Here is a 19,052-nt window from a genome sequence, read left to right as displayed (position 1 = left end):
GCGTCCGGCCCCTGGGCCGGACGCAGGCGCTGCTCAGCCCTGCGCGCCGCGACGCGCGCGCCAGACCCACAGCGCAACGCCCGCGGCGGCGGCCGCCAGCGCCAGCAGGCCGGCGGCCAGCAGGCGGCCCGGATGGTCGTGGCGCAGCCGTTCCCAGGCCTTCCAGGCCTGCACATAGTGGAACCGGGCCGCGCCCTTGAAGTCGGGTTCCGCGCATTCCTGGCCGAAGCTGCCGCTGAATGGCACGACGGCGCCGGTTTCCACATAGCGCCGGTACATTTTCGCCGCGACGTCCGGCGCGTCGTTGATGACGAAGCGCGTGCCCTGGCACAGCACCGCCGCGTAAGCCTGCGAGCGCGCCGGCAGTTCGTCGGCCGCCTTCATCATGTGGCTGGCGGCGATCTGCCGGTAATGGAAGCGGGCATAGGGCCGCGCTTCGCTGGCGGCGTAGCGCTCGCGCTCCTGCTGCGTGACATAGGGACCGGGCAGGGCGGCCTCGGCGCGTTGCGCGGGCGTGGCGGGAATCGCGTTGCCATGCTCTTGCGTCCACAGGAAGTAGTTGCGGCCCGCGCCATAGGTATAGCTGCCGTCATAGACCGCGTAGTCGGGATCTTCTTCGTAGCCCATGATCTCCATGCCATGGCGACGGGCCATCAGCCCGGCCTGGTGCCAGGCCTGCGCCCGTCCGGTGCGGCCCCAGCCATTGCCGGCGTCGCGCAGGGCCGCCGCATAGGCGGCGGCCTGGCTGCGTGATGCGTCGTTCTCCAGCTTCGCCACGCCTGCCGCGTCATAGCGCATGCGGGCAAAGCGCGGATCGGCCTCGGCGGGGAAATAGGGCACCGCCTGGTCGATCATGCCCTCGCGCACCATGCGCCGCGCCAGCAGCAGGCGCAGGCGGTCAGCAGTCGGCACGGGATGCTGCCGGGCCCAGCCGTAGTAATCGTCGCCGTCCTTCAGGTCGAACACCTTGGGTCGGGCGGGGGCGGGCGTGGCGGGCGCCTGCGTGTCCACGTACTGTTTGAGTTCGTCCAGCGTCAGCACGCGTTCGGCGACATAGGCGGCGTCGTTCCAGTAGGGCGTCATCGGCCAGCCCTCTTCTTCGGCGGGCCGCGCCGCGTCCAGCGGGCCGCCCGCCCGCAGCAACTGGTCCAGCGCTTCGACATATTGGCCGCGCGACAGGGTCAGCACGCCCTGTTCGGCCCGCAGGCGTCCCGCGCTGTCGGCGTCGAGGCTGCCATCGGCGCGCGGGAATGCGGCGGCGGCGCGGGCATAGGCCTGCGCGGCCTGGACCGAGTCGCCCTGGCGCAGCGCCAGCTTGGCGCGCACCCACCAGGCCAGCGCCGTGTCCAGCCGGCTGGCCAGCGATTGCGCCAGGTCGTAGCGGCCGATGCGATAGGCCAGGGCGGCGACGCGGTCGGCGTTGGCCACCTGCCGTACGTCCAGCGCCTGCAGGGCCGATACCAGGGACTTGAGCGTGGGATTGGGCTCGACATTGGGCGCGCCGCGCGCCGAATCGGCCAGGCCGGGCTGGCCGGTGGCGTCGAAATTGGCGTAGGCATCGAAAGCGCTGTCGGGCTGGCCATCGACGATGTCGCCGAGCCGGGCCAGCGCATAGGACACCAGCAGCCCTTGCGAGACGGGATCGTCGATCAAGGCGCGGGCGCGTTCGGGCTTGCCCAGCGCCCAGCTGGCCAGCAGGCGCAGCGACGCATGGCCGCTGGACGAGCCGCGCGCCGCCTGTTCGGCGTACAGGCGGATGGCCTGCTTGAGCGCGGCCGCGGGAACCGCGTCCATGCAGGGGGTGTCGTTCAGGAGATCAATATAGCTGCACTCGCCTTGCGCGCCGGTCAGCAGCAGGCGCGCCTGCTGGCCGTAGCTGGCGACGGCCAGGCCCAGCGGATCCGGCGCACCGGCGCGGGCCAGTTCGCGGGCGTGTTCGTAGGCCTTGGCGGTTTGTGCCCGCGCGGCGGCATCGTCGTGGATGGCGCTGGAGATGTCCCCGATATCAGCCAGCATGTACGACGCCCACACGCTGCGTGCGACAGACTGCGCGGCCGGCAGCGCCAGGATGGCCTGGAAGCGTCGCTGCGCCCGCGCCAGCCGCTGTTCGCCGAGCCCGCCCGGTTCGCGCTGTGCCAGCAGGTAGTCCACCGCGCCGGCGGCATACAGGCGCGCGGCTTCCGGGACACCGGCGCCGGCGGCGTAGGCCGCGTCGCCGTCGGCCTGCGCGCGCATCTTGCGGATGGCGTTGCGCTGGGTCGCGTCCAGTTCAGGATCGTCGTCTTCCGGTATGTACGCCTGCGGCGGCTGATAGTACGGATCGGTATCGCGGGCCCGCAGCGCGTCGGTGGCTGGCGTCAGCCGCGCCGCCTCGTAGCGGAACGAGTTGGACGGCGTGGCGTGCAGCGTGCCGCCGCGGTCGTCCAGCAGTTGCGCGGGGAAGTCGGGGCCGCAGGCGATGACCACACCGGCGCCGATGAGGCCGGCAAACAGGAGCGCCTTTGCGAGTTTCTTAGGGTTGGACATGGAGGTTGGTCGGTTCGTGTTCACAGCGTATCCAGCCGATGTTGCGTTGAGCGCCGGCGTGCAGCAGGCCTTCCTGCGCGCGACGCAGGTAGATGCCTAGTCCGTCGCGTTCCAGCGTGTAGCCGTTGATGCCGTCGGCGGCGGCGCAGGCGCCATCCAGCCGCACGGCGAAGGGGAGCGCGGCGTCGGCATCGCCGGCGTTCGCGAGTATGAGGTCGCGCGCGCCGCCGGCGGCGGCCCGCGCGCTGACGGACAGCGCCGGACGCAGCGGCTGGCGCGCCAGCACGGCGCGCCACGTCGGCAGGCTCCAGGCGCGCGCGTCGACGCGGGTCGGCAGCCGGAACCAGACGATGCCGGCCAGGCCGGACGGGCGCCGGTCTTCGATGCGGGAGACAAAGGCCGCCATGTCGGCGGGCGTCACGAGCAGCTCCGCCGAGCGTCCGCCAGGCATGAGCGCGGGTTGCTCGCTTTCGACCGCGGCGATTCGGCCCTCGTCGTCCCAGGCGACGCGACTGCCGTAGGCGGGCAGGGCCACGCGCCAGGGCTTGCGGGTCTGCGCCGCGTAGGCGTCCAGCCAGTCCTGCGCGCGCTTGGCATCGAACAGTCCGCGTGTCGGACTGAGCACGGCATGGACCTGCAGCACGCTTTCGTCGGGAATGGCGAGCAGGGCGGCGAGCGCGGGACTGTCCAGCCAGGTCGGCAGGGCGGTGATGGACAGGGGGATGGACGGATCCAGGCGCGCCCGCAGGCCGGCAAGGAAGCGCGTGTACGCCGGCAGCTTGGAGGTGGCGCAGTCGTAGTCGATTTCCACGCCCGCCAGCGCGATGCCGGCCCGGTGCCACGAATCGCGCAAGGCCGCGATGCGCGCATGGATCTCGGCGTCGCGCAAACCGTCCACGCGGCCGTCGAAGCGCAGCACCATGATGGCGGGCCGGCCGGCGGCGGCCAGGGCCGGCAGGGCGGGCGTCGCGTCGGACCACTTGCCGTCCGGGGCCACGTCGGCGGCCAGCACGCGCCAGGCCCGCACCAGATCGGCGCTGTCAGACATCGCGGCAGTCACGGCCGGCGTCCAGCGGCGTTGCCAGACATAGGCATCGTTGTCCAAGGCCGGATCGGTCTTGCCGCAAGCCGCCACGAGGACGCTGCACAGGACGACGGCAACGCAGCCATGCGCCGCGTGGGCGGCAGGCAGGTACCGGCGAACCACGTTTCGCAGGCGGGATGGCATGGGCGGCTGATGCGGCTTCGGAGATGGGCGCGATTGCGCAAAGCCGTGATTCTAGCGCCGCAGGCAATCCTTGCGCGCGGCATGGGTATTAGCACTCCGCCGGGCCGGCTGCCAGATGTCCGCGAATCATTCAGCATCCCCGCGCCTCGCATTTCTGACGCGTTCTTGAAGTGTTCTTGGCGTGCTTTTCACAGACGGCGTTTGATATTTTTTGCAGGGTCGCGGCAAATGAATTGCCACAAAACGGTCAATTGGGCTTAGCATAGGTGCATGACTTGGCGCTACGCCCGCGGTTCGTACCGTTCTCAGCCACGCGCCCTCGTCACACCTAGGATTCGCGTGCTGTCTGCTTGGCGCTTTTTCACGCCGCATCGGCACGCCGCTGAACGAAGCCGCAGCGCGACGTTCAGGCCGCTCGCCGCGATCGCATGGCGGGCCTTGCGGGACCGACATTTCCCGCACATAAGAATCCATGGGATATCGCTCATCCCTTCAAATCATTGCCGACCATTTCGTATGCGGCCGCGTTTTGCGCGCGTACTACGGCGATATGCTGAAGCCGATCGAGTGAACTTATTCACCGAAGTTGCATTCCCTGACGGAACTAGTGTCCAAAGGGTGCAGCCTAATTGGAAAGGACCCCGATACGCCTCATGGCCGATGTGTGGCGAAAGCAACATACGGCTACGCTGAAAATGCTTATCGCGAGTTTGTATTGCAATACGGAAGTATTGCGATGGCACTGAGGCACAATGGGGACAAGTCGGGTCGTAATGGCTTTTTCGCGTGTTGTAGGAGGTTTCCGTGCAAAACATCGTCGAAGGCTTCAAGTCGCAGTATGCAAGAGAGCAGGAGTCAGAGCTTTCCCTCGAGGAATATCTGAGCCTGGCCAAGAGCGATCCCATGGCATACGCCAGTCCCGCCGAGCGCATGCTCGCGGCGATTGGCGAGCCCGAGGTCGTGGATACGCGCAACGACCCGCGCCTTTCCCGCTTGTTTTCCAACCGGACCATCCGGCGCTATCCAGCGTTCCAGGAGTTCTACGGCATGGAGGACGTGATCGGGCAGATCGTCGCGTTCTTCAAGCATGCCGCGCAGGGACTGGAAGAGCGCAAGCAGATCCTCTATCTGCTCGGCCCCGTGGGCGGCGGCAAGTCGTCCATCGCCGAGCGGCTCAAGGTGCTGATGGAGCGCTTCCCCATCTACGCGCTGAAGGGCTCGCCCGTCAACGAGTCGCCGCTGGGCCTGTTCCATCCGGAACGCTTCGGCGAGACGTTGGAAAAGGAATACGGCATTCCGCGCCGCTACCTCACCGGCATCATGTCGCCGTGGGCCGTCAAGCGCCTGAAGGAATTCGACGGCGACATCTCGCAGTTCCGCGTCGTGCGCCTCAATCCCTCGGTGTTGCGCCAGGTGGCCATCGCCAAGACCGAGCCGGGCGACGAGAACAACCAGGACATCTCGTCCCTGGTCGGCAAGGTGGACATCCGCAAGCTCGATCGCCATTCGCAGGACGATCCCGACGCCTACAGCTACTCGGGCGGGCTGTGCCTGGCCAACCAGGGGCTGCTTGAATTCGTGGAAATGTTCAAGGCGCCGATCAAGATGCTGCATCCGCTCCTGACGGCCACGCAGGAAGGCAACTTCAAGGGCACCGAGGGCTTCTCGGCCATCCCGTTCAACGGCTGCATCCTGGCGCACTCGAACGAATCGGAATGGCAGACCTTCCGCAACAACAAGCACAACGAGGCCTTCCTCGACCGTATCTACATCGTCAAGGTCCCGTACTGCCTGCAGGTGTCGGAAGAGGTTCGCATCTACGAGAAGCTGCTGCATCACAGCTCGCTGTCGACGGCGCCCTGCGCGCCGGGAACGCTGGACATGATGGCGCAGTTCTCGGTGCTGACGCGGCTGAAGGAACCGGAAAATTCCAGCATCTATTCGAAGCTGCGCGTCTATGACGGCGAAAGCCTGAAGGACGTGGATCCGAAGGCCAAGGCCTTGCAGGAGTACAAGGACTACGCCGGCACGGATGAAGGCATGACCGGCGTGTCCACGCGCTTCGCCTACAAGATCCTGTCCAGCGTCTTCAACTACGACCAGACCGAGGTCGCCGCGAACCCGGTGCACCTGATGTATGTGCTCGAGCAGCGCATCGGCCGCGAGGACTATCCCGACGAGGTCCGCCGGCGCTATCTCGAATTCATCAAGGGCTACCTGGCGCCGCGCTACGCCGAGTTCATCGGCAAGGAGATCCAGACCGCCTACCTGGAGTCCTACTCCGAGTACGGCCAGAACATCTTCGACCGCTACGTGACCTTCGCCGACTGCTGGATCCAGGACGAGGAATTCCGCGACCCGGAAACCGGCGAGAGCTTCGATCGCAGCGCCTTGAACGATGAGCTGGAAAAGATCGAGAAGCCGGCCGGCATCGCCAACCCGAAGGATTTCCGCAACGAGATCGTCAACTTCGTGCTGCGCGCCCGCGCCAACAACAACGGCCGCAATCCGACCTGGACCAGCTATGAAAAGCTGCGCGAAGTGATCGAGAAGAAGATGTTCTCGAACACGGAAGACCTGCTGCCGGTGATCTCGTTCAACGCCAAGGCATCGGCCGAGGACAAGTCCAAGCATCAGAGTTTCGTCGACCGCATGGTCGAGAAGGGATACACGGAGAAGCAGGTCCGACTGCTGTGCGAGTGGTACCTCCGTGTAAGGAAGTCTTCCTGAGCGAGGTGAATCATGAATTCACTGATCGATCGCCGTCTTAACGGGCGCAACAAGAGCGCCGTCAACCGGGAACGTTTTCTCCGGCGCTACAAGGATCAGATCCGCAAGGCGGTGCATGGCATGATCCGCGACCGCTCGATCCAGGACATGGATCAGGGCGGCGAGGTCAACCTGCCCGCGCGCGACATCTCCGAGCCTACCTTCCATCACGGGCAGGGCGGCGACCGCGAGATGGTGCATCCCGGCAACCGCGAGTTCGCCAAGGGAGACACTTTCGACCGGCCGCAGGGAGGCGGGCAGGGGCAGGGCGGATCCGAGCCCGGCGAGGGCGAGGCGGTCGATCAGTTCACCTTCAGCCTGTCGCGCGCTGAATTCCTGAACCTGTTCTTCGAAGACCTGGAACTTCCCAACCTGGCGCGCAACCAATTGGGCGAGGTCAGCCAGCGCAAGTGGCAGCGCGCCGGCTACACCACCTCGGGCTCGCCCAGCATGCTGAGCATCAGCCGCACGCTCAAGTCATCGCTGGCGCGCCGCGTGGCGCTGAGCGTCAAGGCGCGCGCGGACCTGGAAGACGCCGAGGAACGCCTGGCCAAGGCCCTGGCCGCTGGCGCGGGCGCCGACGAGATCCGCGCGCTGGAGCAGGACGTGGAGGACTGCCGCGAGCGCCTTGCGCGCGTGCCCTTCCTGGACGACCTGGACCTGCGCTACCGCAACCGGGTATCGGTCTCGATTCCGATGGCGCGCGCCGTCATGTTCTGCCTGATGGACGTGTCCGGCTCGATGGACGAAGGCAAGAAGGATCTGGCCAAGCGCTTCTTCACGCTGCTGTACCTGTTCCTGTCGCGCAAGTACGAGCACGTCGATCTGGTGTTCATCCGCCATACCGACAACGCCGAGGAAGTGGACGAACGCACCTTCTTCTACGACCCGAAGAGCGGCGGCACCATCGTGCTGTCGGCGCTGGAGCTGATGCGCGAGATCCTGGAAAAGCGCTACCCGCCCAGCGCTTGGAACGTCTACGCGGCCCAGGCCAGCGACGGCGATTCATTCGGCGCCGACGCGGGCAAGAGCGCGCGCTTCCTGGCCGAGCATCTGTTGCCGGCCACGCGCTACTTCGCCTACATCGAGGTGCCAGACTCGCAGGAGGCGCGTAAGAGCAGCCTGTGGGCCGAGTACGAACAGAAGCTGGAGCCGCATTTCGTGATGCGGCGGATCTGCGATCGCGGGGAGATCTACCCCGTGTTCCATGACCTGTTCAAGAAGGAAACGGTATGAATGCCATCGCGGGTGCACTCGTGGAGCCGGATGCGGCCGGAGGCTCTCGGCCGATCTCGCAGGGCTCCGAATGGACGTTCGAGTTGCTGCAGTCCTATGACGACGCGATCGCGCAGGTCGCGCGCGAGTACGGGCTGGACACCTACCCGAACCAGATCGAGGTCATCACCTCGGAGCAGATGCTTGATGCCTATGCCTCGGCGGGCCTGCCTATCGGTTATTCGCACTGGTCCTACGGCAAGGAATTCATCCGCAACGAGCAGTTCTACCGGCGCGGCATGCAGGGACTGGCCTATGAGATCGTGATCAATTCCAATCCCTGCATCTCGTATCTCATGGAAGAAAACTCCATGACGATGCAGGCGCTGGTGATCGCGCACGCCTGCTACGGCCACAACTCCTTCTTCAAGGGCAACTATCTGTTCCGCCAGTGGACCGACGCCGACGGCGTGCTGGACTACCTGGTGTTCGCGCGCAAGTACGTCATGTCCTGCGAGGACCGCTACGGCATCGACGCGGTCGAGGCCGTGCTGGATTCCTGCCATGCGCTGTCGCACCACGGGGTCGACCGCTACAAGCGGCCCACGCCGATCTCGTACAAGGAAGAGGCGGCGCGCCAGGCCGAGCGGCAGGAGCATGCGCGGTTGCAGTACAACGACCTGTGGCGCACGCTGCCGCGCCTGGAAGAGGACAAGGACACGTACAGCCAGTCCTCGACCTTCCCGCCCGAGCCCGAAGAGAACCTGCTGTACTTCATCGAAAAGTACTCGCCCAAGCTCGCGCCCTGGCAGAAGGAGCTGGTGCGGATCGTGCGCAAGATCGCGCAGTACTTCTATCCGCAGACCCAGACCAAGGTCATGAACGAGGGCTGGGCCACGTTCTGGCACTACACCATCCTGAACCGCCTGCACGAGAAGGGGCTGGTCAACGACGGCTTCATGATGGAGTTCCTGCAGAGCCATACCAACGTAGTCAGCCAGCGCGGCTTCGACGAGCGCGGCTACGGCGGCATCAATCCGTATGCGCTGGGATTCGCGATGATGTCGGACATCCGCCGCATCTGCGAGGCGCCCACGCCGGAAGACCGCCGCTGGTTCCCCGACATCGCCGGCGGCGACTGGCTGAAGACGCTGGACTTCGCCATGCGCAACTTCAAGGACGAGTCCTTCATCTCGCAGTACCTGTCGCCCAAGCTGATCCGCGAGTTCCGCTTCTTCGCCATCTCGGATCACCAGGCCAATCCCAAGCTGGAAGTGGCCGCGATCCATGACGACGAGGGCTACCGCGACATCCGCCGCCTGCTGGCCGCGCAGCACAACCGCGACAACCTGGTGCCCGATGTGCAGGTGGTGCGCTTCAACCGCGACACCGACCGCTCGCTGGTGCTGCGCCACCTGAAGAGCCGGGGCCGTCCCCTGGCCGGCGACGACGCCGAGCAGGTGATGAAGCACCTGGCCCGGCTGTGGGGCTTCAAGGTCCGGCTCGAAGAGACCGAGCCGGACGGCACGGTCAGCGCCTACCGCGAGCAGGAAGCGCCGCAAGCGGCGGCCTGAACCGGCTGGCCGGACGGGGGGCGCCTTTGGCGTCCCCTTTTTCTTTCCCGACGTGCGGCTTTCCCGGCAATCTGCTAGAATCGCGGATTCGCATTTTCAGCAATGCGGCGTCCCTAGGACGATCAGGACAGGTGGCCGAGTGGTTGAAGGCGCACGCCTGGAAAGCGTGTATACGTCAAAAGCGTATCGGGGGTTCGAATCCCCCTCTGTCCGCCAAGAATGCATCCCAAGCCCTTGAACTCATCGCGAGTTCAAGGGCTTTTTGCTTGCGGCGCGGCTTGAAGGCTCGCATGAAAAATCCAGCGCCTGGGCGCAGGATCGACTCGCGCCAGACCCATGCAAGCCCTATATTGGCGGGCAAGTCTGACCGTCAGGCTTGACCATCAACCTGACATCGACGCATCGGCGCTGCGGCCGGTTAGCAGCCAACAGTTCCGCTTCCTCAGAACCCGGAGCCCTCCTCATGCCCTTCACGCCCAAGCTCGCGCGCCTTGCCCTGCCGCTATGCGCCGCCGCCCTGACGGCCGGCTGCGTGACCACCCCCGCATCCCGTGCCTGCGCGCCCAACGAGACGAACATGGTCAATGACCAGATATTCCTGGGCACCGACACCCCGTCCGGCCCGGTGTCGTCGCAGGAATGGACGTCCTTCCTGGCCGAGTCCGTGACGCCGCGCTTTCCGCAGGGGCTGACGGTCTGGCAGGCGTCCGGCCAGTGGCGCGGCAACGACGGCGCGATCGTGCGCGAGCCGTCCTATGTGCTGAACCTGGTGCATCCGGGCGATGTTGCCAGCGAGGCGGCGGTGCGCGACATCCGGACGGAGTATCAGACGCGCTTCCGGCAGGAGGCGACGTTGCGGGTGCGGCAGGCGGCCTGCGTGTCGTTCTGAGTTCCGGCGGTCCGTGTGGTGACAGGCCCGTGACGGCCTTGGCGGATGTCACGTCCGCGCAGTATGCGGCTGTCATCATCGCGGATCTCGTTCGATCTTCCTGTTGATACTCATGACCCCTACGCTGACTCGCCGGCCTTCCCTGTTTCCATTTCCGGGCGCGCGCCTGATCGCCGTGGCGCTGCTGCCGCTGGCGCTGGCCGCCTGCAATGGCAGCAGCGACGACGACGAACCGGCGGCGCAGCCCGCGCCGGTGCCCGAGACGCCGGCGCCGCCCAAACCGGAAACGCCGGCAAAGAACCAGGCGTACCTGAAGGCGAAGCCGGGCGATGTGATCAAGGTCCGCATCGAAGAGCTGAATCCCACGCAGGCCGCCATCGGCTACGACCAGATCTACTACAAGCTGGGCCGCTGGCAAGGCGATTTCGCCCGTCCCACCTGGGCCGGCGATACCGCCAACCAGATCGACTACCTGAACCGCACCGTCGGCAAGAAGTTCGACGACTATTGCGAGGACACGGGCGCGGGCAAGCGCGCGCAGCCCTTCGCCAGCATTGCCCAGGCGCAGGCGGCGCGGCTGGACAAGCCGGAGACCTTCAGCTGCCTGAACGCGCCGGGCGCGGACGCCACCGCGCTGAAGACCGTGGTGGTGGGCTGGGACGGCAACCTATATCTCACCGACGGTCATCACAGCTTCTCGGCGCTGCGCGAGATCTTCGACGGCGGGCCCAAGCTGCCGGTGTGGGTCAAGGTCGACGCCAACTATAGCGACATGGCCGACGCCAAGGCGTTCTGGCAACGCCTGGTCGATGAGCGCAAGGCCTGGCTGCGCGATGGCGACAATCGGCCGGTCACGGTGGACCAGCTGCCCAAGCGGCTGGGCCTGGCCAGCGCGGCCGAGGCCGGCGGCATGCAGGAAGACCGCTATCGTTCGCTGGTCTATTTCACGCGCGACATCGCCTATGCCAACGGCGGTCTGCCCGAGTTCGCCGAGTTCCTGTGGGGCGACTGGCTGCGCCGGCAGGTGGCGGCGGGCCAATTGCCCGCGTTGAGCGCCTACAAGATGATTCCGCCCGCCACGCTGGCAGGCATCCTGGCCGTCAGCAAGCTGGACAAGAACCTGCTGCCCACCGACGCGAGCGACAGCTACTCCGCCGCGGTGCGCGACGCCGCCAGCAAGATGGCGGCGCTGGCCGATGGCGATGTGGTGTTCCAGGATCGGACCGCCGCTCAGCTCGGTCGCATCGCCTGGGTGCAGAACGCCGCCAGCGGCACGCCGACCAAGAACGCGCGTGACGCGCTGGAAGAGCTGCCGCGCAATGACATCAAGGCCGTGGGCTCGCCGCCGCGCAACGGCGGCAAGCTCTGGTACGCGGCCAACTACCGCAACTGCGGCAAGCCGGCGGCCGGCACCTGCTGGGGCTGGTAAGCCCGGCGTTGGTCGCGGCGCTCAAGGGCCGCTGTGTTCGTAGTTGATGTCGAGCACGTCTTCTTCGGCCGAGATGATGCCGGGCTCGCCCGGCGCCTCGATGGCGCGGCCGCGTCGCGGCATGCCGGCGACCATGCGGCTGTTGCTCGCCAGCGGCAGGACGGTGGTGCCTGTGCGCGGGTCGACGCGGGGCGGGGGTTCGACGTCGCGGCGGGCGTCGCTGGCGTTCGGATCTGTCGTGGGCTTGAGCATGATGCGCGCTCCTGCAAACGGGCGCCGCCATGGCGGGCGGCGCGCATGGACATGAGATCCATCTTAGGCCTGGAATGGGCGTGTGCGGGGCCTTGCGTTGTCACGGTTGCAAGCAGCCATTGCCGGGCGCGGGGCTTATAATTCGGGTCGGATCGCGCGGCCGCGATCCGCGTCTTTCCGGCCCCGGCCGGCGCTTTGATTTCCCATCCTCCTTCGCCCGATACCGCCTTGACCGAATCCGTCGCGCGTTCCGTCCATGCCGAGCTAGTCGCCGTGCTGGTCGCCGTCACCAACGGCGAGCCCAGGGTGCTGACCACGGAAGACGCGCGCGCCTTGCCGGCCGGGCCGTTCGAGCTGTCGCACCGTTCGCTGCAGGCGGGGCTGCGCGCCTGGGTCGAGGCGCAGACGCATCATCCGCTCGGTTATGTCGAGCAGCTTTACACCTTCGCCGATGGCGACCGCTCCGACGAGTCGGGCGCGCGGGTCATGTCGGTGAGCTATCTGGGCCTGACGCGCGAGGCGGGCGAGACCGGCGTCGCGCAGGTCGGCTGGCAGGACTGGTATCGCTATTTCCCCTGGGAAGACCGGCGCGCCGGCGTGCCCGCGCTGCTGGACGAGGCCATCGCGCCGCGGCTGGCCGCCTGGTGCGAGGCGGGCGCGGATCAGGCCTCGCGCGCGCGCCGCCGCCAGCGCGCGGATATCACGTTCGGCCTGAACGGCGCGGCCTGGAACGAGGACATGGTGCTGCAGCGTTACGAACTGCTGTTCGAGGCGGGCCTGGTGCCCGAGGCCGCGCGGCGCGGGGCGGTCGGGGGCGAGGCCTTGCCCGGCGAGCCCATGCGTCATGACCATCGTCGCATCCTGGCCACCGGCATCGCGCGGTTGCGCGCCAAGATCAAGTACCGGCCCGTCGTGTTCGAGCTGATGCCGGCCCAGTTCACCCTGCTGCAATTGCAGCAGGCCGTGGAGGCGCTGGCGGGGCGAGGGCTGCACAAGCAGAATTTCCGGCGGCTGATCGAGCAGCAGGATCTGGTCGAGGAGACCGGCGACATGGCCTCGGGCACCGCCGGCAGGCCGGCCAAGCTGTTCCGGTTTCGCCGCGACGTGCTACTGGAACGAGCCATCGCGGGCAGCAAGCTGCCGCTGTCCAGAGGGCCGCGCGAGGCTTGACAAAGATTATGCTCATGCCTAGCATAAGTGGCACGCGATCAGGCGTGCCTTTTTTTGACTCAAAAATACTCATTATGAGCATAAATACTGAAGCCCTCGCAGCGACCGACCGCCTGCCCGTTCCGCCGCTGCCGGACGTAATGCTGGAGCCTGTGGTGCGCGCCGCGCTGCTCGAGGACCTGGGTCGCGCGGGAGACTTGACGACGGATGCCATCGTGCCCGCCGACGCCCAGGCGGAAACGCGCCTGGTGGCGCGCCAGGGGGGCGTGCTGGCCGGGCTGGACCTGGCGCGGCTGGCGTTCCGCGCGCTGGATCCGGCGATCCGCTTCAGCGTGTCGCGCGCGGACGGCAGCGTGCTGGAGCCGGGCGCGGAGATCGCGCGCATCCAGGGCGGCGCCCGCGCCATGCTGACGGCCGAGCGCGTGGCGCTGAACTTCCTGTGCCACCTGAGCGGCGTCGCCACCGCCACCGCATCGATCGCGCGGGCCGTGGCGCCTTATGGCGCGCGCGTGACCTGCACGCGCAAGACCATGCCGGGCCTGCGCGCCTTGCAGAAATACGCCGTGCGCGTGGGCGGCGGCAGCAATCATCGCTTCGGCCTGGACGACGCGGTGCTGATCAAGGACAACCACATCGCCTTCGCGGGCGGCATCGCCAATGCGGTGGCGCGGGCGCGGGCGGGCGTCGGCCACATGGTCAGGATCGAGCTGGAGGTCGACACGCTGGAGCAGCTGGAGACCGCGCTGGCGCTGGGCGTGGACGTGGTCCTGCTGGACAACATGAGCCTGGATGATCTGCGCCGCGCCGTGGCGATGGCGCGCGGCCGGGCGGTCACGGAGGCCTCGGGCCGCATCACGCCCGAGACGGCCGCCGAGATCGCGGCGACCGGGGTGGACCAGATCGCCGTGGGCTGGCTGACGCACAGCGCCAAGGTGCTGGACATCGGCCTGGACGCTTGAGCACGCAGCCGCCATTTACCTTTTTGCTTACCGGCCCGACATATCGCAGGCCCGCATCATGATCCGCCTTCTCCGCCGCCTTTCCGTCCTGTCCGCGCTGGCCCTGACCGCCTGCGGCAATTCGCCGTCTGGCGAACCGATGACCGATGCCTCCTACCCCGCGCACCCCATCACCATCGTGGTGACGTTTCCGCCGGGCGGCGGCACCGACCTGCTGGCCCGCCGTATCGGCGCCAGCCTGCAGGAGCAACTGGGCCAGCCCGTGGTCGTGGAAAACCGGCCCGGCGCCAGCGGCAATATCGGCGCGCGCGCCGTGGCCGAGGCGCCGCCCGACGGCTACACGCTGCTGATGGTGAACAGTTCCTTCGCCATCAATCCCGGCGTCTATCGCAACCTGGGTTTCGATCCCAGGCGCGATTTCGCCGCCGTCATCAACGTGGCCTTCGTGCCGTCGGTGTTCGTGACGCCGGCCGCGAGCGCGCTGCGCAACCTGGACGATGCGCTGGAGGCGGCGCAGCCGGGCAAGCCGCTGCCGTTCGCGTCCTGCGGCAACGGCACGCCGCAGCATCTGGCCGGCGAGATGCTGGCGCGCGCGACCGGCGCGGCCTTGCAGCAGGTGCCGTACAAAGGTTGTGGCCCGGCCTTGACCGATGTGACGGCGGGGCAGGTGCCGCTGGGCATCGTCACCGCGTCCAGCGCCGCGCCGTTGATCGCGGCGGGCAAGCTGCGGGCGCTGGCGGTAACCTCGCCCAAGCGTTCGCCGCTGTTGCCGCAAGTCGCCACGGTGGCCGAGCAGGGCGTGAAGGACTATGCGCTGGACCAGTGGCACGGCTTGCTGGCGCCCGCCGCCACGCCGCCGGCCGTGATCGACCGCATCAATGTCGCGGTGGCGCGCATCATGCAGCGCCCGGACGTGCAGGTGGCCTTGCGCGAACAGGGGTTCACGCCCGCCACCAGCACGCCGGCCGCCTTCCAGTCCATGATCCGCGCCGACATCGACCGCTACGCGGCGCTGACCGAGGCGATCGGCCTGCGCGCCGATTGACGCGCGGCCGCGGGCTTCACTTGAGGAAGCCCGTCGAGATCCATGGCACGGTCGCGACGATCACGATGCCGACGGCGATCGAGGCCAGATAGCCCATGATCGGCCGCACGCCTTGCTCCGGCGCCACGCGGCCGATCGCGCAGGCCGCGTAGTAGCCCACGCCGAAGGGCGGCGCGAACAGGCCGATGCCCATGGACAGGATCACCACCATCGCATAGTGCACTTCGTGGATGCCCATCTGGTGGGCGATCGGAAAGAGCAGGGGGCCGAACAGCACGATGGCCGGGATGCCTTCCAGCACGCTGCCCAGGATGATGAAGGCGACGATGGATACCGCCATGAACGTCGTGGCGCCGCCGGGCAGGCCGGCCATGAGGGTCGCCAGCTGCGTCGAAAAGCCGGATTGCGTCAGGGCCCAGGCCATGGCGGTGGCCGTGCCGATGATCAGCAGGATGGCGCCCGACAGGCAGGCCGTGTCCACCAGCATGGGCATGAGCCGCTTCGCGTCGAAGCAGCGGTAGATCAGCAGCCCGACCAGCGTCGCGTAGACGATGCCGATGGTGGAGACCTCGGTGGCCGTGGCGATGCCCTCGACCACGGCGGCCCGGATCACGAAAGGCAGGGCCAGCGCGGGCAGGGCCACCACCAGCGCGCGGCCGATCTCGCGGCCCGTGGCCTTGCGCGTGGCGAAGGGCGCGACATGGCGATGGCGCCACCACACCACCAGGCACAGCATCACGCCCAGCACCAGGCCGGGCAGCAACCCGCCGATGAAGAGCGCCGTGATCGACACGCCAGTGACCGAGCCGATGGTGATCAGGACCAGGCTGGGCGGCACGGTCTCGGTCTGCGCGCCGGTGGCCGACAGCAGCGCCACCAGATCGCCGTCGCTGGCGCCGCGCTTGCGCATTTCCGGGAACAGCACCGGCGCCACCGCGGCCATGTCGGCGGCCTTGGCGCCGGAGATGCCGGACACCACGTACATGGCGCCGATCAACACATAGGACAGGCCGCCGCGCACGTGTCCGAGCAGGCTGGCCAGGAACGCGACCATGCGCTGCGCCATGCCGGTCATTTCGATGAGCACGCCCAGGAACACGAACAGCGGCACGGCTAGCAGGATCAGGTGCGACATGCCTTCGTCCATGCGCCCCACCACCACCATCATGGGCAGGTCGGTGGTCAGCGACAGGTAGCCGAACGTCGCCAGGCCGAAGGCGAAGGCGATGGGCACGCCGGCGAATACGGACCCGGCGACGATGCCGACGAAGAAGATCAGCAGGTTGGCATTGCCCAGTCCGGCCAGCGCGGGCTGCAGCGCAAGCATCAGGGCGACCACGCCGCCCACCAGCAGCAGCGCGAGGCCCGTGGTGCGCCACTGGCCATGCTCGACCAGCCGCAGCAGCGCGATCAGCGTCATCAGCGCCGTGCCCACCGGCAGCGCGGCGGCGCGCCACACGTTGGGGATCTCCAGCGCGGCGGTGGTGACATAGCGTTCCTCGGACGCGTACTCGAAGCCCGGCCCTTGCAGCATCAGCAGAAAGGCCAGCGCCGCGGCCACCGCCACCATGTCCAGCATGGCCCGCGTCGCGGGCGAGGCGCGGTTGACCAGCGCGGCCATGCGCATGTGTTCGCCGCGCCGGAACGCGATGACCGAGCCCAGCATGGCCAGCCAGAGGAACAGGATGGATGCGAGTTCGTCGGACCACACCAGCGGCGTGTGCAGGACGTAGCGGGCGACGATGCCGGAGAACAGGATGATGATCTCGGCGACCACCAGCAGGGCCGCCGGGATTTCGACCAGGTGGCCCAGCGCGCTGTCCAGCGCGACGGCCCAGGGCTGCCGGGCGCCGGCCGGCGGGCTATGGCCCGGCAGGTCCGCGGCGTGCGCCGCCGCTGCCTTCATGACAGCCTCCCGGCGGCCTGTTCGAGCAGGGCCCAGGCCTTGTCGCCGTACTTTTCCTTCCAGGATGCGTAGAAGCCGGCCTTGCGCAGCGCCTCGCGGATCGGTTCGGGCTGGGGCGTGTTGAAGGCCAGGCCCTGCTCCGCCAGCTTGGCCTGCAGCTGGTTGTTCAGCGCCAGCACGTCGGCGCGCTCGGCCATGCCGGCGGCGTTGATGTGCTTGGCCACGACTTCGCGGATGTCGGCCGGCAGCTTTTCCCAGGCGCGTCGATTGCCCAGGAACCAGAAGCCGTCCCACATGTGGTTGGTCATGGAGCAGTACTTCTGCACCTCATACAGCTTGGCGGTCTGGATGATGGCCAGCGGGTTTTCCTGCGCGTCGACCACGCGGGTCTGCAGCGCGGAATAGGTTTCGTTGAAGTTGATGCTGGCCGGCGACGAACCCAGCGCCTTGAACATCGAGGTCCACAGCGGACTGACAGGCACGCGGATCTTCAGGTCGCGGAAATCGTCCGGACCCGCGATGGCGCGGTTGCTGGTCGTGACCTGGCGAAAGCCGCTGTCCCAGATGCGGTCCATCACGAACAGGCCCTTGCCGTTGATCTCGCGGCGCACGTGCGCGCCCAGTTCCCCGTCCATGGCCTTCCAGACGGCGTCGTAGTCGGGAAAGGCGAAGCCCACGCCGCTGATGGAGGCGGCGGGAACCAGGGTGGACAGGATCAGTCCGGACAGGGTGAAGAACTCGACGGCCCCCGCGCGCAGCTGGCTGAGGGTGTCCGTGTCGGAGCCCAGCTGGCTGCTGGGGAACACGGCCAGTTCGAAGCGCCCGCCGGTGTCGCGCGCGATGTTCTGCGCGGCTTCGTTGGCGCGCAGGTTCATGGGGTGCGACGGGGGCAGGTTGTTGGCGTACTTGTAGCGGAACTCCGGGGCCGCCAGCGCTTTCTGGAACGGCGCCAGCGCCAGCAGCGCGCCGCCTCCCGCGGCGCGCATCAGGTTGCGTCGAGTGGTATTCATGCTGTCTCCTTGGTTATGAGAGCCGGTCCGCTGTCGAGAGCGGACTGGGTAAGGCGCCGTTTCCGGCTTCTTGCTTTATCTTTGCATGAGGTCCAAAATATGGACCTAGGTACAACTCTTAAATTCATTAAATCATATTGATTCTGCTGCGTAAACCAATAGAATGGGCGTGTGATGAAAAAGAAGTCAGTTAATAATGGTCCACAAAATGGACCAAAAAATAATATCGAAGAACAAATCCACGGAGACGATGTGGCGGAAGTGTCGACCCAGGTGGGCGGAGCGCAGGCCATCGCGCGCGCCATGCAGGTGCTGCGCGGCGTGTCGCGAGCCCGTGGCGACGGCGCCGGCTTGCTGGCCCTGACGCGCGATACCGGCCTGAGCAAGCCCACCGTGCATCGCATCCTGGCCGCGCTCGCCGCCGAAGGCATGGTCGAGCAGGAATCCGTCAGCCGGCGCTACTTTCTGGGGCCGGAATGCCATGTACTGGGCAATGTCGCCAGCGAGCGTTTCGGCATCAACCGCCTGGCGGCGCCGGTGGTGGCGCGGCTGGCGCATGAATGCGGTGATTCCGCCTTCTTTTCCATCCGGCGCGACGTGTTCGCCGTCTGCGTGCTGCGCGAGGACGGCGACTATCCGCTCAAGACCCACGTGCTGCTGCCGGGCGACCGCCATCCGCTGGGCGTGGGCGCGGGCAGCCTGGCGATCCTGGCCGCGCTGCCGGACGACGAAGTCGACGCCTGCCTGCAGGCCAACGCGGCGCTGATCGCGCGGCGCTATCCGCACTATTCGGTGCCGCTGATCCGCGCGCTGGTCGACGAGTCTCGCGAACGCGGCTACTCGGTGAACCAGGGGCTGGTGGTGCCCGGCTCCTGGGGCCTCGGCGTGCCGCTGCGCGACGAGCAGGGGCAGGTGCTGGGCGCGCTCAGCATCGCCGCCGTGGAGTCGCGCATGGACGAGGAAAGACAGTTCCAGTTGGCCAAGCTGTTGTCGCGCGAGGCCCAACGCCTGCTGGCGCAGGCCAGTCCCGGGGGGAGGGAGGCGCGCGCGCGCCCGCCTGTCCCCAAGCCCAAGCCCTGA

At 67.4% G+C, this 19,052-nt stretch carries 14 protein-coding genes and 1 tRNA gene; 10 read left to right on the top strand and 5 right to left on the bottom strand.

Features of this window, described 5'->3' with window-relative positions:
- Nucleotides 1–33: 33 nt before the first annotated feature.
- Together ACEU5R_RS05685 and ACEU5R_RS05680 are read right to left on the bottom strand one after the other, a co-directional pair.
- The gene (locus tag ACEU5R_RS05685; protein WP_392409388.1) at nucleotides 34–2,526 is read right to left on the bottom strand and encodes a hypothetical protein; all 2,493 of its coding nucleotides are present in this window, start codon (nucleotides 2,524–2,526) and stop codon (nucleotides 34–36) included.
- Nucleotides 2,513–3,754, bottom strand: a complete 1,242-nt coding sequence (locus ACEU5R_RS05680; protein ID WP_392409387.1) for a DUF3142 domain-containing protein — start codon at nucleotides 3,752–3,754, stop codon at nucleotides 2,513–2,515. The genes ACEU5R_RS05685 and ACEU5R_RS05680 overlap by 14 nt, the downstream gene beginning before the upstream one ends.
- A gap of 813 nt (nucleotides 3,755–4,567) precedes the next feature.
- Here ACEU5R_RS05680 and ACEU5R_RS05675 point away from each other — a divergent pair.
- The 6 genes from ACEU5R_RS05675 to ACEU5R_RS05650 all read left to right on the top strand — a co-directional run bounded on the left by ACEU5R_RS05675 (nucleotide 4,568) and on the right by ACEU5R_RS05650 (nucleotide 11,630).
- Nucleotides 4,568–6,484 carry a PrkA family serine protein kinase gene (locus ACEU5R_RS05675; RefSeq protein ID WP_392409397.1) on the top strand — a complete coding sequence of 639 codons (1,917 nt, stop codon included), beginning with the start codon at nucleotides 4,568–4,570 and terminating at the stop codon, nucleotides 6,482–6,484.
- 12 nt (nucleotides 6,485–6,496) lie between these two features.
- Nucleotides 6,497–7,759: a YeaH/YhbH family protein gene (locus ACEU5R_RS05670; RefSeq protein WP_103272389.1), complete on the top strand. Its 1,263-nt coding sequence runs from the start codon at nucleotides 6,497–6,499 to the stop codon at nucleotides 7,757–7,759.
- Nucleotides 7,756–9,312, top strand: coding sequence for a SpoVR family protein (locus ACEU5R_RS05665; RefSeq protein WP_392409386.1), 1,557 nt, complete (start codon nucleotides 7,756–7,758; stop codon nucleotides 9,310–9,312). The genes ACEU5R_RS05670 and ACEU5R_RS05665 overlap by 4 nt, the downstream gene beginning before the upstream one ends.
- Before the next feature lie 125 nt (nucleotides 9,313–9,437).
- Nucleotides 9,438–9,528: transfer RNA gene (locus tag ACEU5R_RS05660), tRNA-Ser, on the top strand.
- Nucleotides 9,529–9,775: 247 nt separating this feature from the next.
- The gene (locus ACEU5R_RS05655) at nucleotides 9,776–10,201 is read left to right on the top strand and encodes a DUF3574 domain-containing protein (protein ID WP_392409385.1); all 426 of its coding nucleotides are present in this window, start codon (nucleotides 9,776–9,778) and stop codon (nucleotides 10,199–10,201) included.
- A 112-nt stretch (nucleotides 10,202–10,313) separates the two neighbouring features.
- Nucleotides 10,314–11,630 (top strand): ParB-like protein, encoded by a 1,317-nt coding sequence (locus ACEU5R_RS05650; protein ID WP_392409384.1) that lies wholly within the window; start codon nucleotides 10,314–10,316, stop codon nucleotides 11,628–11,630.
- A gap of 21 nt (nucleotides 11,631–11,651) precedes the next feature.
- Here the strand turns inward: ACEU5R_RS05650 and ACEU5R_RS05645 are convergent, their stop codons facing one another.
- Nucleotides 11,652–11,882 (bottom strand): hypothetical protein, encoded by a 231-nt coding sequence (locus ACEU5R_RS05645; protein ID WP_103272393.1) that lies wholly within the window; start codon nucleotides 11,880–11,882, stop codon nucleotides 11,652–11,654.
- Between the two features lie 228 nt (nucleotides 11,883–12,110).
- Between ACEU5R_RS05645 and ACEU5R_RS05640 the strand changes: the two genes are divergently transcribed.
- The 3 genes from ACEU5R_RS05640 to ACEU5R_RS05630 all read left to right on the top strand — a co-directional run bounded on the left by ACEU5R_RS05640 (nucleotide 12,111) and on the right by ACEU5R_RS05630 (nucleotide 15,056).
- The gene (locus ACEU5R_RS05640) at nucleotides 12,111–13,052 is read left to right on the top strand and encodes a hypothetical protein (protein ID WP_212312311.1); all 942 of its coding nucleotides are present in this window, start codon (nucleotides 12,111–12,113) and stop codon (nucleotides 13,050–13,052) included.
- A 74-nt stretch (nucleotides 13,053–13,126) separates the two neighbouring features.
- On the top strand, nucleotides 13,127–14,011 hold the full coding sequence (gene nadC, locus ACEU5R_RS05635) for a carboxylating nicotinate-nucleotide diphosphorylase (protein ID WP_392409383.1): 885 nt from the start codon (nucleotides 13,127–13,129) through the stop codon (nucleotides 14,009–14,011).
- 58 nt (nucleotides 14,012–14,069) lie between these two features.
- A complete protein-coding gene (locus tag ACEU5R_RS05630; protein WP_392409381.1) occupies nucleotides 14,070–15,056 on the top strand; it encodes a tripartite tricarboxylate transporter substrate binding protein in 987 nt (328 codons plus the stop codon).
- A gap of 16 nt (nucleotides 15,057–15,072) precedes the next feature.
- On the opposite strand, the gene ACEU5R_RS05625 is transcribed toward ACEU5R_RS05630, so the two are convergent.
- A complete protein-coding gene (locus ACEU5R_RS05625; RefSeq protein WP_392409380.1) occupies nucleotides 15,073–16,962 on the bottom strand; it encodes a TRAP transporter large permease subunit in 1,890 nt (629 codons plus the stop codon).
- Nucleotides 16,959–17,972, bottom strand: a complete 1,014-nt coding sequence (locus ACEU5R_RS05620; RefSeq protein WP_103272398.1) for a TRAP transporter substrate-binding protein — start codon at nucleotides 17,970–17,972, stop codon at nucleotides 16,959–16,961. The genes ACEU5R_RS05625 and ACEU5R_RS05620 overlap by 4 nt, the downstream gene beginning before the upstream one ends.
- Before the next feature lie 252 nt (nucleotides 17,973–18,224).
- Between ACEU5R_RS05620 and ACEU5R_RS05615 the strand changes: the two genes are divergently transcribed.
- Nucleotides 18,225–19,052 carry an IclR family transcriptional regulator gene (locus ACEU5R_RS05615; RefSeq protein ID WP_392409379.1) on the top strand — a complete coding sequence of 276 codons (828 nt, stop codon included), beginning with the start codon at nucleotides 18,225–18,227 and terminating at the stop codon, nucleotides 19,050–19,052.

The organism is Achromobacter sp. 413638, assembly GCF_043119405.1.
GTDB lineage: Bacteria > Pseudomonadota > Gammaproteobacteria > Burkholderiales > Burkholderiaceae_B > Achromobacter.
Note: the sequence above shows the minus strand (reverse complement) of the source record. Positions and strands in the feature narration are given on the sequence as shown.